This window comes from Shewanella violacea DSS12, assembly GCF_000091325.1.
In the GTDB taxonomy this organism is placed as follows: Bacteria; Pseudomonadota; Gammaproteobacteria; order Enterobacterales; family Shewanellaceae; genus Shewanella; species Shewanella violacea.
Genome location: NC_014012.1, coordinates 3,474,803 through 3,488,023, shown reverse-complemented (window position 1 = coordinate 3,488,023; position 13,221 = coordinate 3,474,803). Strand labels below are relative to the sequence as shown.

General features: G+C 43.8%; 13 protein-coding genes. 9 read left to right on the top strand and 4 right to left on the bottom strand.

The window, feature by feature from the left end:
• Positions 1-37: 37 nt before the first annotated feature.
• The 8 genes from acnD (at position 38) to SVI_RS22005 (ending at position 9,620) form a co-directional block, all read left to right on the top strand.
• Complete coding sequence (gene acnD, locus SVI_RS14505; protein ID WP_013052349.1) at positions 38-2,656, top strand: Fe/S-dependent 2-methylisocitrate dehydratase AcnD; 2,619 nt, start codon at positions 38-40, stop codon at positions 2,654-2,656.
• 300 nt (positions 2,657-2,956) lie between these two features.
• Positions 2,957-4,267: a PrpF domain-containing protein gene (locus SVI_RS14500; RefSeq protein ID WP_013052348.1), complete on the top strand. Its 1,311-nt coding sequence runs from the start codon at positions 2,957-2,959 to the stop codon at positions 4,265-4,267.
• Between the two features lie 533 nt (positions 4,268-4,800).
• A complete protein-coding gene (locus tag SVI_RS14495) occupies positions 4,801-6,036 on the top strand; it encodes an alpha/beta hydrolase-fold protein (RefSeq protein WP_172634441.1) in 1,236 nt (411 codons plus the stop codon).
• Between the two features lie 122 nt (positions 6,037-6,158).
• Entirely contained in the window at positions 6,159-6,596 is a 438-nt protein-coding gene (locus SVI_RS14490) for a hypothetical protein (protein ID WP_041419981.1), read from the top strand.
• Between the two features lie 346 nt (positions 6,597-6,942).
• Positions 6,943-7,371, top strand: a complete 429-nt coding sequence (locus tag SVI_RS14485) for an HIT domain-containing protein (RefSeq protein WP_013052345.1) — start codon at positions 6,943-6,945, stop codon at positions 7,369-7,371.
• 120 nt (positions 7,372-7,491) lie between these two features.
• Entirely contained in the window at positions 7,492-8,118 is a 627-nt protein-coding gene (gene catB, locus SVI_RS14480; RefSeq protein WP_013052344.1) for a type B chloramphenicol O-acetyltransferase, read from the top strand.
• Positions 8,119-8,612: 494 nt separating this feature from the next.
• Complete coding sequence (locus SVI_RS14475) at positions 8,613-9,401, top strand: alpha/beta hydrolase (protein ID WP_041419980.1); 789 nt, start codon at positions 8,613-8,615, stop codon at positions 9,399-9,401.
• Between the two features lie 90 nt (positions 9,402-9,491).
• Positions 9,492-9,620, top strand: coding sequence for a hypothetical protein (locus SVI_RS22005; protein ID WP_269453338.1), 129 nt, complete (start codon positions 9,492-9,494; stop codon positions 9,618-9,620).
• A gap of 88 nt (positions 9,621-9,708) precedes the next feature.
• Here SVI_RS22005 and SVI_RS14470 read toward each other — a convergent pair whose 3' ends face one another.
• The 3 genes from SVI_RS14470 to SVI_RS14460 form a co-directional block, all read right to left on the bottom strand.
• A complete protein-coding gene (locus tag SVI_RS14470; RefSeq protein ID WP_013052341.1) occupies positions 9,709-10,281 on the bottom strand; it encodes a tRNA-(ms[2]io[6]A)-hydroxylase in 573 nt (190 codons plus the stop codon).
• Between the two features lie 91 nt (positions 10,282-10,372).
• Positions 10,373-11,005 (bottom strand): sulfotransferase family protein, encoded by a 633-nt coding sequence (locus SVI_RS14465; RefSeq protein WP_013052340.1) that lies wholly within the window; start codon positions 11,003-11,005, stop codon positions 10,373-10,375.
• A gap of 67 nt (positions 11,006-11,072) precedes the next feature.
• A complete protein-coding gene (locus SVI_RS14460; protein ID WP_041419979.1) occupies positions 11,073-11,840 on the bottom strand; it encodes a ribonuclease H family protein in 768 nt (255 codons plus the stop codon).
• 249 nt (positions 11,841-12,089) lie between these two features.
• Here SVI_RS14460 and SVI_RS20790 point away from each other — a divergent pair, with 249 nt between their 5' ends.
• Positions 12,090-12,632 (top strand): GNAT family N-acetyltransferase, encoded by a 543-nt coding sequence (locus tag SVI_RS20790; protein ID WP_049791107.1) that lies wholly within the window; start codon positions 12,090-12,092, stop codon positions 12,630-12,632.
• Between the two features lie 3 nt (positions 12,633-12,635).
• Here SVI_RS20790 and SVI_RS14450 read toward each other — a convergent pair whose 3' ends face one another.
• Positions 12,636-13,202, bottom strand: a complete 567-nt coding sequence (locus tag SVI_RS14450; protein ID WP_013052336.1) for a DUF1415 domain-containing protein — start codon at positions 13,200-13,202, stop codon at positions 12,636-12,638.
• Positions 13,203-13,221 lie beyond the last annotated feature (19 nt).

Below are 13,221 nucleotides of genomic sequence, written 5' to 3'. Positions count from 1 at the left end.
AACTAGGGCCTAGACACCGCTAATTGAGTAAATAAAGATGAATACCCAATACCGTAAATCTCTACCCGGCAGTAAACTCGATTACTTCGATACCGAGGCTGCCGTAGACGCTATCAGCCCAGGTGCATACCGCAAGCTGCCTTATTGCTCTCGTGTTTACGCCGAGAACCTAGTTCGTCGCTGCGAGCCAGCTAAGCTGACCGACTCACTGAAACAGATCATCGAGCGCAAGCAAGATCTGGATTTCCCCTGGTATCCCGCTCGCGTGGTGTGTCACGATATTCTTGGTCAGACGGCGTTAGTCGACTTGGCTGGTCTGCGTGATGCCATTGCCGCCAAGGGCGGCGACCCATCTAAAGTCAATCCTGTGGTGCCGACTCAGCTGATTGTCGACCATTCCTTAGCGGTGGAGCACGCCGGATTTGAGAAAGATGCCTTCGAGAAGAACCGCGCCATCGAAGACAGGCGTAACGATGACAGATTCCATTTCATCAACTGGACTAAAACGGCATTTAAAAACATAGATGTTATTCAGCCCGGTAACGGCATCATGCACCAGATCAACCTGGAAAAGATGTCTCCCGTTATCCAGTCCCGCGATGGGGTAGCATTTCCCGATACCTTAGTAGGAACCGACAGCCACACACCACATGTCGATGCCCTTGGGGTTATCGCCATAGGTGTTGGCGGTTTAGAAGCTGAAAGTGTCATGCTGGGACGTCCTTCTTACATGCGAGTGCCCGATATTGTCGGGGTCGAGCTGGTGGGTAAACGTCAGAGCGGGATCACCGCGACGGATATCGTGCTAGCGATCACCGAGTTTTTACGGGGTGAGAAAGTGGTATCAACCTATTTAGAGTTCTATGGCGAAGGTGCTAGAGCGCTGACATTGGGCGATCGCGCCACTATTTCGAACATGACCCCGGAATTTGGTGCCACTGCCGCCATGTTCTATATCGACGAGATGACCATAGATTATCTTAAGCTGACAGGCCGGGATGATAGCCAGGTAAAACTGGTTGAAAACTATGCCAAGCAAGCTGGCTTGTGGGCCGATACGCTAAAAGATGCCGAGTATGAGCGAGTACTGCATTTTGACTTGTCATCGGTTGGTCGTAACATCGCCGGACCTTCTAATCCCCATCGCCGTGTGTCGACAAGCGATCTTGCCAAGAAGGGGATCAGTGGTCATTACGATATGAGTCAAGATGCCGATGGCAAAGACTTGATGCCAGATGGTGCCTGTATCATCGCCGCCATCACCAGTTGTACTAACACGTCAAACCCCCGCAATGTCATTGCAGCAGGGCTTATCGCCCGTAATGCCAATGCTAAAGGCTTGACCCGTAAGCCTTGGGTGAAAACCTCACTGGCACCGGGTTCCAAAGCCGTGCAGTTGTATCTTGAAGATGCCAAGCTGTTGTCAGAATTGGAGCAATTGGGTTTCGGTATCGTAGGTTTCGCCTGCACCACCTGTAACGGCATGAGCGGCGCGTTAGATCCAGTGATTCAAAAAGAAGTGATCGACAGAGACTTGTACACAACGGCGGTGCTCTCGGGCAATCGAAATTTCGATGGTCGTATCCACCCCTACGCCAAACAAGCCTTCTTAGCGTCACCTCCTCTGGTTGTCGCCTACGCGATTGCCGGTACCATTCGCTTCGATATCGAAAAAGATGTGCTCGGCAAAGATAGTCAGGGCAATGATGTGACCTTGAAAGATATCTGGCCCAGTGACGAAGAGATAGACGCGGTTATTGCCCAAAGTGTTAAACCTGAGCAGTTTCGCAAGGTCTATGAGCCTATGTTCGATATTAAAGTCGAGTATGGCAGTGATAACGACCCGCTATATGATTGGCGTCCACAGAGTACTTATATCCGCAGGCCTCCTTATTGGGAAGGTGCACTCGCAGGTGAGCGCACCATGAAGGGCATGCGTCCTCTGGCTGTGCTTGGTGACAACATCACCACAGATCATCTGTCTCCCTCGAACGCCATCATGCTCGAAAGTGCCGCCGGAGCTTATCTGGATAAGATGGGTTTACCGGAAGTTGATTTTAACTCCTATGCGACCCACAGGGGCGATCATCTAACGACCCAACGTGCTACTTTTGCTAACCCTAAGCTGTTTAATGAAATGGTGACTCAGCTCGGTAAGAATGGCAAAGCAGAGGTTAAGCAAGGCTCACTCACACGCATCGAACCCGAAGGCATTGAGTCTCGCATGTGGGAAGCTATCGAAACCTATATGGCGCGCAAACAGCCTTTGATCATTATCGCCGGAGCCGATTACGGTCAAGGTTCATCACGTGATTGGGCCGCCAAAGGCGTACGTCTTGCTGGCGTAGAGGTGATTGTCGCCGAAGGTTTTGAGCGTATTCATCGCACTAACTTGGTGGGCATGGGGGTATTACCGGTTGAGTTTACCGGTGGCAATAACCGCCATTCCTATGGAATCGACGGCAGCGAAACCTATGATGTGATTGGCGAGCGCACGCCAGGGGCTGCATTAACGCTGATCATCACTCGTAAGAATGGTGAGCAGGTTGAAGTGCCGGTTAAGTGCCGTTTAGATACCGCAGAGGAAGTGACAATCTATGAAGCGGGCGGGATATTGCAACGCTTCGCCCAGGACTTTTTAGAGTCTTCAACATAATAAAGAGTCTTCAACGAATATAGAGTCCTCAACGAATATAGAGTCCTCAACGAATATAGAGTCCTCAACGAATATAGAGTCCTCAACGAATATAGAGTCCTCAACGAATATAGAGTCTTCAACGAATATAGAGTCTTCAACATAGAGTCATCAGCGGGGAAGGGAGTTTAAGTCTTCTACCTAGAACCATCAGCGGCAAAGGCATTAAAGTGTCTTTAGTCGCTGATAGCATACACAGTGCTCTGGCTTTATCTCATCTGTGTCCAATAAGAATCAATAAGCATTGTAATGGTAGAACTTATGACAAGTAACAAAGTACATTTACCACAGATAAAAGTGCCAGCAACTTATATGCGTGGCGGCACCAGTAAGGGGGTGTTTTTCTCGCTAACTGATTTGCCACAGGCGGCCCAGGTAGCAGGGGCTGCCCGTGATGCACTGCTTCTGCGTGTTATCGGCAGTCCAGACCCCTATGGTAAGCAGACCGATGGCATGGGCGGCGCAACTTCAAGCACCAGCAAAACGGTCATATTGTCGAAAAGCACTCAGGGGGATCATGATGTGGATTATCTATTCGGCCAAGTGGCGATTGATAAGGCCTTCGTCGATTGGAGTGGCAACTGCGGCAATCTGTCTGCCGCCGTCGGCGCTTTCGCCATTCATGCAGGCCTTGTCGATGCTAGCCGTATTCCAGAAAACGGTATTGCCGTGATACGTATTTGGCAGGCCAATATCAGTAAGACTATTATTGCCCATGTGCCCGTCACCAATGGTGAAGTGCAGGAAACCGGTGATTTTGAACTCGATGGGGTGACGTTTCCGGCCGCTGAAATTGGTGTCGATTTTATTGACCCTGCGGAGAAAGCCAAAGAGGGGGAGCCTGGAATGTTCCCCACGGGTAATCTAGTCGATGAGATAAGCTTACCAGCTGGTGTTTTTAATAACAGCCCTGAGCTTGATAACAGCCTTGAGCCTAGATACAGCCCTGAGCCTAGAAACAGCCTTGAGCCAAAAAAAATAGCTGCCACCATGATCAATGCCGGCATTCCGACCATCTTCGTCAATGCCGAGGATATCGGCTATCGCGGTGATGAGTTGCAAGAAGCAATAAACGCTGATGCTAAGGCGCTGGAGATGTTTGAATCACTGCGGGCTATCGGCGCTGTGCAGATGGGCTTGATTGGGCATGTGGATGAGGCGAAATCTCGTCAACATACTCCCAAGATTGCCTTTGTTTCTCCTGCAAGCAGTTACACCTCATCCAGTGGTAAGCAAGTTGAGACATGTGATATCGAACTTAATGTGCGCGCCCTGTCAATGGGGAAGTTGCATCACGCCATGATGGGTACTGCTGCCGTTGCCATAGGCACTGCTGCGGTCATCCCCGGCACTTTAGTCAACCTAGCGGCGAGCGGCGGCACTCTTACTAAAGCTGGCACTAAAGCTGACAGGAAAACGGACTCAATATGTTTTGGTCACCCTTCGGGGACATTGAAAGTGGGTGCAGCGGCAGAACAGGTCGATGGTCAATGGACTGTGACTAAGGTATCCATGAGTCGCAGCGCCAGGATATTGATGCAAGGCTGGGTTCGAGTACCAGATGAGAGTTAGCTTCGAATGAAGCTTGATACCATTTTGGCTTTATGGGGCTATTTTGATACTTGCTAGTGTGTTTGAGGTCGTTCCTTCATGGTTATCCATAGTCTGCGGCTCGCTTTCATGCAGATACTTCTACGAGGCGGGGAGTATAACTTCGTGATAGCTCACCCTGTGTTGGAAGCTCGCAGCCCCATCTACACTGGGTTCTTCAGCAGAAGGTTTGACCTTTTTCACTCCGAATACACTCTATTACTATCTATTACTATCTATTACTATGTATTGTGAGAGTGCATGCTTCATTATTGTTAAAAATATTAAACTGGTGTAACTTCAATGAGGTGGAATGCTCATTATCTCATTTTGCAGAATATACCAGAAAAATGAAATTTGTATATTCGACTTATGAAGGTGAACTTAAATCGTAGGATTAAAGTCGTCGTAAATCATGTGGTTACATGTTTTACTTTGTATGGAATAACTGGGTAAACGGGCAAGGTGTGTATAGAAATGTTAACGGTATACCGACACTCATAAATGGAATTAATATGCACCGCTTTATCAGATATCTCACAATTACAATCTCGCTTGTTATTTTCAGTTCATATGCTCTAGGTATTAACTTACAAAAAAATGAAGGTATTATTTCTGGTGGTAAATATAGTATTCAATCCTTAGTACTAGATGAAGTGCGCGAAATATTTATATCATTACCTGAAAGTTATAAATATTCATCCCATCACTATCCTGTCATTTATGTTATGGATGGTGAATTTCTTTTTGACTTAACACGATCTATGGTTGAAATTCGCGCTGCTAGAAATTATATGCCTGAAAGCATCATAGTGGGGATACCTAATAATACTGGAAAACGGATCGAGATGGCATTAGAGCTATTCGACGATAAAGGTAACCCTTTTTTTTATGGGGATGGTTTGGGACAAACAGGCAAGTACCTTAAATTCTTTAGAAATGATCTTATACCAACAATCGAAGAAGAATTCAGGGTTAATTCTCATAGAACCATCATAGGGATGTCACCTTCCTTTGGTCCTGTATTACAGGCTTTTTGGTCTGAACCTGATTTATTTACTGGCTATATAGTATTGGCTGCAGAAATAGGAAAAAAGCTTAAGTCTGGGAAAAGCATTGGGGAGAGGCTTATTGAAGAGATTTCAGATGAAAAACGCTCTACAGCTAGCATTTATATTGGTACTGCCGGGCGAGATATCATAAAAAGAGGGCCCAAAGAAGCTGCACTCTATGTAGATATCCCCAAAAAGTTAAAGAATATTGCAAATCCAAAAATTAGATATAAGTTTGAAGTCATTCATGAAGAAGACCACTACGGTATGTCAATTCCAGGTATACAGCATGGCTTAGAAACCATTTACGCTCGAGAAATCTGGAATATAGACTACAGAAAAATGTGGAATAGCCAAGATCCCGCACAAGCATTATCGGATCGGTATCAACAACTGTCTGAGCATTATGGATTTGAAATTATTCCGTTAGAAAAATCTTTTAACTCTATTCATAATATTATTAAAACAGCAGAGATACTATATAGACAAAATAGAATTGAAAAATTAATACCTTGGCTACAGCTTGCAGTTGAATATTATCCCTACTCACCTAGGATATATAGTCAGCTATCAAAAGCATATACACAAGCAGGTAAACATGCGCTTGCGATAATCTACGCAGAAAAAGCGGTTAAACTGGCTCAAAATAGCGAGGATATTAGATTCTATAAATCATTGTTAAAAACCTTAACGCCGTAACCATGTAGCAAGTTACATAAACGGAGAAATAACAGTTGGCTACTACTCGTTGCTCGTGCACTTTAGCCTGCAATTGTTTGCCCATTATTAGGGCGTTAGTATTACAGGAGTTATATAAAAATATGAAGTTTTCAATTTTATTACTAACCAGTCTGCTTTCATTTAATTCAATGGCTTATGACTATCAAACTGAAATAGATGAGTTTTTTGAATTGTATCAAATCGGCAGGATTAACGAAGCAGTAGACTCGATCTATAAATCAAATGAATACGTTTCATCTATACCCGATCAAATAATAAAAGTGAAAAACCAACTAACATCCTTAAAGGGGCTGATGGGAAACGTCAATAATATAGGGAAACTTGATACGTATACTGTCGGGGAATATTTTGTACATATAACTTATATTGTTACCTATGACAGGCAGCCTTTACGTTATGAATTTCAATTTTTCAAAGTTAAAGAAGGTTGGCGAATATATTCGTTTTCTTTTGATGATAAAATAACCAATGAGATAAAAGAACTAGCAAGAAAATCTGCAATGTCTCCAAAAAAATAATGCCAATAGTAAGGATAGGCCGCGTGCAGACGCGAGCCTATCTCAGGTGTTGCACAAGCCAAAACTCACTTAATCATGCTTACATCCATAGTCAAATTGCGTAATCCCCCTAATTAATCATCTCAGTGCAGCATTTGCAGACTTCAAAGCTGCTATTGAACTTATTGATTAGCTTTATCGATAATTAGAGAAGTTGATAACTTCCCATAAGATGGGTATGTTATTAATAAATAATGGGTCGGCTGTTTGTTACTTAACTTTTTCTTTAGGTTTTAGAGCGTTAGCGTATCAACGGTGTCTAGCAAGCCTTTATAAATCTAAATATAGCCATCAACATGGAAGTTATATGAAATCATTAATAATTTTACTATTCGGCATTTTAGTATCAAATTCATTAAGTGCGAATGTAAGTGTCGAGCAACTGGAACTATTATATTCGAAACCATCGGTATTTGAGTCTAAGCCTGAATCTGAATGGCTTGCTCAATCAGAAAATGCATTTGTTATAAAATCAAAATACCCTCAAGCCCCGGTACATCTACTTGTTATACCTAAGGAACGAGTTCCAACAATCCTTCAAGCTTCTGAAGCGCTAATTGGAGAGATGTTTTCACTGGCTCGTAAAGTAGCCAAAGAAAACGGTATAGTTCAAGATGGTTTTAGAATAATTATCAATACACATCCCTATGGTGGTCAATCTGTTTATCACCTGCACATTCATGTTTTAGGTGGTAAAGAGCTAGGTTGGGCGCCAGGATTTCGCCTGACAGATTGAAGCGTAACAAGCCGTTAAACAGAGGCAAGTACACTTGTCATTTTCTCTTTCGTCGCTTATTCTAGCCAGCTTTATCTTGCCCATCAAAGCGGGCGTTATAAGCTCAAAAGAGGATTTAGGTTGAACAATTATTTTGAAAGTCCTTTCGTCGGGAAGTCACTGAAAGAACAGGTGACGAATCCTAATATCATAGTGGGTGAGCATAGTTATTATTCCGGCTATTATCATAATCATAGCTTCGATGAATGTGCACGTTATCTGCTGGCTGACAGAAGTGATATTGATAAGTTAATTATTGGTAGTTACTGTTCAATTGGCTCAGGTGCTGTATTTATGATGGCAGGCAATCAGGGACATCAAAATAATTGGGTTAGCACATTCCCATTTTTCTACCAAGATAATGAAAATTTCTCTGATGCTAAAGATGGTTTTGAACGCTCTGGTGATACCCTTATTGGTAACGATGTTTGGATAGGCACTGAAGCCATGATCATGAGCGGTGTAACAGTGGGTGACGGTGCTATTATTGCAAGTCGTGCTGTCGTAACCAAAGACGTTGCGCCTTACTCCATCGTTGGTTCAAACCCTGCAAAACATATCCGCTATCGTTTTACTGAAAGTGAAATCCTTCAGTTACTAGAAATGAAATGGTGGCTGTGGAATGACGAGAAAATTAAAGGTGCAATGAGCTTAATGTGCTCGTCAGATATCAGTGGTCTTTATGATTATTGGAAAATTAGCAAATAAATCAGGTCTGAAAATAAATCATGCCAACTATTATTAATGGCTGGCTTAGTAAAGTTTTTCAGAATTGATGCTCTCTCCTAGATAGCCGATTCAGCATGCCTAATGCGGCTAGTCAGTACTTACATACTTCCTTTTAGTTTTAACTCCCTGTCAGTTTAAAACGGCTTTTTTAAATAGCTCATCTAGTCTTGTTTAGCAGCTTAAATGCCAACCCTCAGTTTTTTACCGTCTTTGAAAAAAGCTAAGGGCGCTTTTAGATGAAGACCCCCCAGATTTCTGCGATGGACTATTCGCTAATCTCAGTGCTGATACTCACGATAAACGTGGCAATGTCAGCTTTCTAGTGGCTAAAAAATAAAATAGACCTCACAATTAATAATCAATCTTGGGTTAAGATTAAGGAGGGAATACTTGTTTAGCCAAGCGAAATAACTTAAACAGGTTTGAAACTTGGCCTGTTTCCTACGCGATTATCCCCTTTGGGAAATGAAAATATGAATCGAATTTTAATACTGGTTATCGTCATCTATGTTGGATTAGGGCTGATGCTCTATTTGATGCAGCGTAGCTTTATCTATTTTCCTACAGAGGTAGTAGAGCACAGGTTCGATGAAGTGATATTTGAAAATGATGATGTTTCCACAACAAGTATCTTATTAAACAAGGGTCAGGATAAGGCGATTATCTATTTTGGTGGTAACGCCGAAAATGTTGCCTTTACAGCACCAGAATTTGAACAAGCATTATTAGAAACAGAATTATTAGAACCAGAGTTGTCGGCTTATTCGGTATACCTAGTTAATTATAGAGGTTATGCCAGTAGTGAGGGCTCACCTAGTGAAGCTGCATTATTGTCTGATGCCTTGGCTATGTATGACAGTCTGGCATTGACTCATGAGAGTGTATTCGTGATAGGCAGAAGCTTAGGCAGCGGTGTTGCATCTTATATCGCATCGGAGCGTCCGGTGAAAAAGTTAGTCTTGGTGACCCCATTTGACAGCATTCAAAGTATTGCTCAAAAACAATTTCCGTTTTACCCCATGTCCATATTACTCAAAGACAAGTTCAATTCGGTAGCGCGCGCCGGGAACATCTATTGTGACACGCTAATTTTAGGGGCTGAGTATGACAAGATTGTTCGCCGAATACACACAGACAAGCTTATACAAGCATTGGTAAATCGCGCTCCTGAGGTTATCTTCATCCAAGGTGCCGGCCACAATGATATTTCCCAGCATGCTACATATTATCAGTCAATATCAGCATTTCTTCATTCTCATTAATGAGCCATAACGGGGTCATTATCAAGTTGGCTGTTTAATCATGCTATGGAAAGAATGTCTCTGGTAAGGATATCTATGGAAAGGACTGGCATGTTATTTGAACCATTTCGTCACGAACACCTTATCGATACTCTATGGCAACAAGCGCGCGTGCAGCAGGCTGCATTGGCACTTTATGGTAAAATCAGGGAAGTTCGCTGGAAGAATGTAAATGTATAGGTTAAAGGCGCCAAGTCTCTTATGGATAATTGATGCTCTCTATAATAAAAGCCTCGAATTCTCGGGGCCTTTTATTATATTAAAATGATTAATGCAGCGCCGAGGTGAAAGGAATGCTTTCACAAATTTTGGCTTCGTCGATAAGCAGTTCTTCTAAGCGTATATCGACTATGTCTTTATCGAAATACTCATAGGCAAGTTCGACAAACATCTCTTTATGCTTCTCTTCCGACTTAGCAATGGCTTCATAGAAGTCTTTCTCTTTACCTGGCTCGAGTGCCTCGGCAACCAGAGAGAAACGCTCAAAGCCACGGGCTTCGATGACGCCGGCGATGAGCATGCGGTCTAAAAACAGTTGATCGCTTGGGTGTCTGTGAAGTTTGCGAACCTGAGTGATGTACTCATCTTTTTGATCTCGCCCCAGCTCATTGTCGCGGCCATGGATAAGCTTTAATACTTGCTTGAAATGGATCAGCTCTTCGAGGGCTAGATCTGTCATCGCACGTGCCAGCTTTTTATGGTGGGGATAATGCGACAACATAGACATGGCCATGCCCGATGCTTTCTTTTCTGCGGAAGCATGATCTTGTAAAAAGGTATCGAAATCGGCTAATACTTTTTCGGTCCACTTAAACGGCGTGTGGTATTTCAAATCAAACATAAGTGCTCTTAGCGAGAAAAAACGGCATTTTACCTAAGTTAGCCCTAGTAGCAAAGCGCTAACCTTATGAATGGCTCCATAGACAGTTTATTTATCGCTTAACGCTGTCGATTTTACCTTTCTCAGTCGCTTCTACTTTTAGCGAATGTTTTATCTTTTTCCAGGCTGTGACCTTGCCGCCAATGTTGATACGTTCAAAATTTTGCGAAGGCTGGAGCGCTGTGACATCTAAGAAGTCAGCTAGCTGTTGAAAACTGTCTGTATGAGCGACATCTATGATCAGCAGGTCTTGCTCTCGGCCGGTAAAATAGTCTAATGCACCTTGATAATGGCGCTGGTAGCACGCTAGTAAGAAGCTGTCTTTGGCAATGTTATCTAAGGTGAGCGGAGCAAAAATATCGTTATAACAACGTTTTAATATCGGATTAAAACCACCATCACTACGTTGCAAGTTGGTATACATACGCTCTAGCAACTGGCGAATAGACGGCAACCACTTATCAGACTCACGGCTAAGGTAAACGAATTTAGCATTTGGATAGGCCTTGTCCAGTTGCTGGTAATCACAAAAAACCGGCGTGTCGGCGATGATCTGGGCCTCATCCATGGCTCTTTGGGTGTAGGCTGTGTGCGCTGTTTTAAATCCCAAGGAAAGGGTGGCGACACAGAGGCTGGTGGTAGCCGTTCTGGGTAGACCTATGATAAATACTTTTTGCTCGGTCACTTGATTGCTGCTCTTTTAGATTCGACTTTGTTATTGCTAAGGGAGGCGGACTTTATACCAGTAGGGATTAACCCGTGCGTAAGCTTAAAATCCCAGTAAGCTCAATGGGATCTGGATAGCGGCAAAACTCTGCATCTTTTTTATCTATGGCATAGATAGACATTCTGTCGGCTAACTCATTACCTTCGATGCCTATATGGGCTGACACATGGGAGATAATTAGCTTATCTTTTAGCTCATCATATAGGGCATGTGATGCCTGAATGATATCCAGATTCTTGATGTCACCGGCAGTTTTGCGTTTCCATCCTTTGGTTTTCCAGCCATAGGCCCAGGTGGTGATGCAATTTATCGAGTATTGGGAGTCACTGCGAATGTGTACCGTTTTGCCAGCAGTCAAGTGCTCTTTTGCGAGTAATAGTGCCTGATGCAATGCATTTAACTCGGCCGAGTTATTGGTGCCATAGCTGTTATATAGCCCGTACCAAAGTTCTGACAAGGCATTATCTTTATATACGGCGACGCCAGAACCTGCTTTACCCGGGTTTGGCTCACAACCGCCATCGGTATAGATCACCACATCATAGTCAGCGTTAGAAGCTGATGTTCTAGCGGTAGGGGCCTTGTTACTCTTGCTAGAGCTAGACGAATTAGATGCTTTAGCGGCATAAGTTCGGGGCGAACCACCAGAAAATGCGGTCTCGGCTTCGGTTTTTGTCTTGAAAGATTTGTATTTGGCCTTAGGGAATTTATCGACCTGACGCTTGGCATCATCCCAAGTGGTAAAAATCCCTGTTTCACGCCCGACCCAAACCACATAAAACTTTTTAGCCATTTGATACTCTTAAATTTGCTGTATAGAGGATATATTCTGCCAAATACTACGGCCCCCTAAGGCAAAAGTCACCTGTTCAAGGGCAAGAAGCGATAAATCTGAGGTCGTTTGCGCAATCTTATACCAGTTTTATTTGCAGATAAGTTAATCCTATTAAAGAGCCAGATTGACTCTGATGAGAATAGCTGTGAAATTAACTCCGCAGGCTTTTGATATTCAGTTAAGAAACGGTCAACTAAAGGAGAAGCCATGATCACGACACGAGCCGTGACATCACAGGATGTGAGCCGGATTTGGCAGATAAGAACCAGCGCAATATTACTGGGTTGCGCGAGCCACTATACCAAGTTTGAATGTGAAACTTGGGCCAGCTCACCCATGCCGGAAACCTTCACTGAGATCTTGCTATCTCTCGGCGCTATCCTTGCTATTGAAACTGCAGGTGCTCCAATTGGAGAACAAGCCGCTGAAGATCTGGGGAAAAGTGTTAGTGCTATTCAAGGAGAGACTCAAGAGAGTATTCATGGGTTCGGTTTTATCGATGCTACCCAATGTCGTTTAGAGGCTGTCTTTGTTAGCCCTGAAGCCGTAGGCATGGGCATAGGTGAATTGCTCACCACTGAGCTTGAAATACAGGCTAAAAAAGCGGGAGTTAAGACTTTGTCGCTATCATCTTCATTAAATGCCGTCGGATTTTATAAAAAGTTAGGCTTTATCGCCGGAGATGAGACTCGCTGGCGGCACCCAGCGGGTATTGAGCTTATGTGCATCCCCATGTGTAAATTATTATGAGGCTTATTTTTTCATGCATTGAGAGAGTAGCTTGGCGAAGAAGTCACTGCCTTTGCGCTGGGTAAATTCGATATTGCGTTCGGGAATGGATTCAGGGTCTTTATAGCTGGCGAGTGCTTGCTCCATGCTGGCCTCCCGAATGATATGCAGTAAAGGGTAAGGTGAGCGATTGGTGTAGTTAGATGGCTCATCCATAGGCTCTCCATCGAAACAGTAATCCGGATGCATGCTGGCCAGTTGATAAACGCCTTCATAGCCTTGTTCGATAAGCAGGTTGTTGGCGACATCGACAAGATCCAGGTAAGGGTAGAAGCCCTCGAAGCCTCTAGGGACGATAAACAGTGTGGTCTCTAATTCTGGATTGTCATCTAAGCGCTTACACTCTTGTATTAAGGCTTCGAGCACATTATGCATCTTGGACTCATCAATCACAGCGTAGCGTATGCTGCCTCGTTCGACTTCTCGGCGAGCGAACGGACAGATGTTGTACTTCATTATCACCTGCTCTACCCAATTTTGAGTCTGCTGAGCGATAAGCTGAAGTTCTTTGTCTTGTTCTTGCTGTGACATGGAGGGCTAGCCTTAATCT

Bases quoted from the DNA above. Each gene is read 5' to 3' on its own strand.
- SVI_RS14485 (WP_013052345.1), top strand. From the start codon at position 6,943: ATGAAATCATTAATAATTTTACTATTCGGCATTTTAGTATCAAATTCA.
- SVI_RS14490 (WP_041419981.1), top strand. From the start codon at position 6,159: ATGAAGTTTTCAATTTTATTACTAACCAGTCTGCTTTCATTTAATTCA.
- SVI_RS14495 (WP_172634441.1), top strand. From the start codon at position 4,801: ATGCACCGCTTTATCAGATATCTCACAATTACAATCTCGCTTGTTATT.
- SVI_RS14450 (WP_013052336.1), bottom strand. From the start codon at position 13,202: ATGTCACAGCAAGAACAAGACAAAGAACTTCAGCTTATCGCTCAGCAG.
- SVI_RS14460 (WP_041419979.1), bottom strand. From the start codon at position 11,840: ATGGCTAAAAAGTTTTATGTGGTTTGGGTCGGGCGTGAAACAGGGATT.
- SVI_RS14475 (WP_041419980.1), top strand. From the start codon at position 8,613: ATGAATCGAATTTTAATACTGGTTATCGTCATCTATGTTGGATTAGGG.
- SVI_RS14470 (WP_013052341.1), bottom strand. From the start codon at position 10,281: ATGTTTGATTTGAAATACCACACGCCGTTTAAGTGGACCGAAAAAGTA.
- SVI_RS14500 (WP_013052348.1), top strand. From the start codon at position 2,957: ATGACAAGTAACAAAGTACATTTACCACAGATAAAAGTGCCAGCAACT.
- SVI_RS22005 (WP_269453338.1), top strand. From the start codon at position 9,492: ATGTTATTTGAACCATTTCGTCACGAACACCTTATCGATACTCTATGG.
- SVI_RS20790 (WP_049791107.1), top strand. From the start codon at position 12,090: ATGATCACGACACGAGCCGTGACATCACAGGATGTGAGCCGGATTTGG.
- acnD (WP_013052349.1), top strand. From the start codon at position 38: ATGAATACCCAATACCGTAAATCTCTACCCGGCAGTAAACTCGATTAC.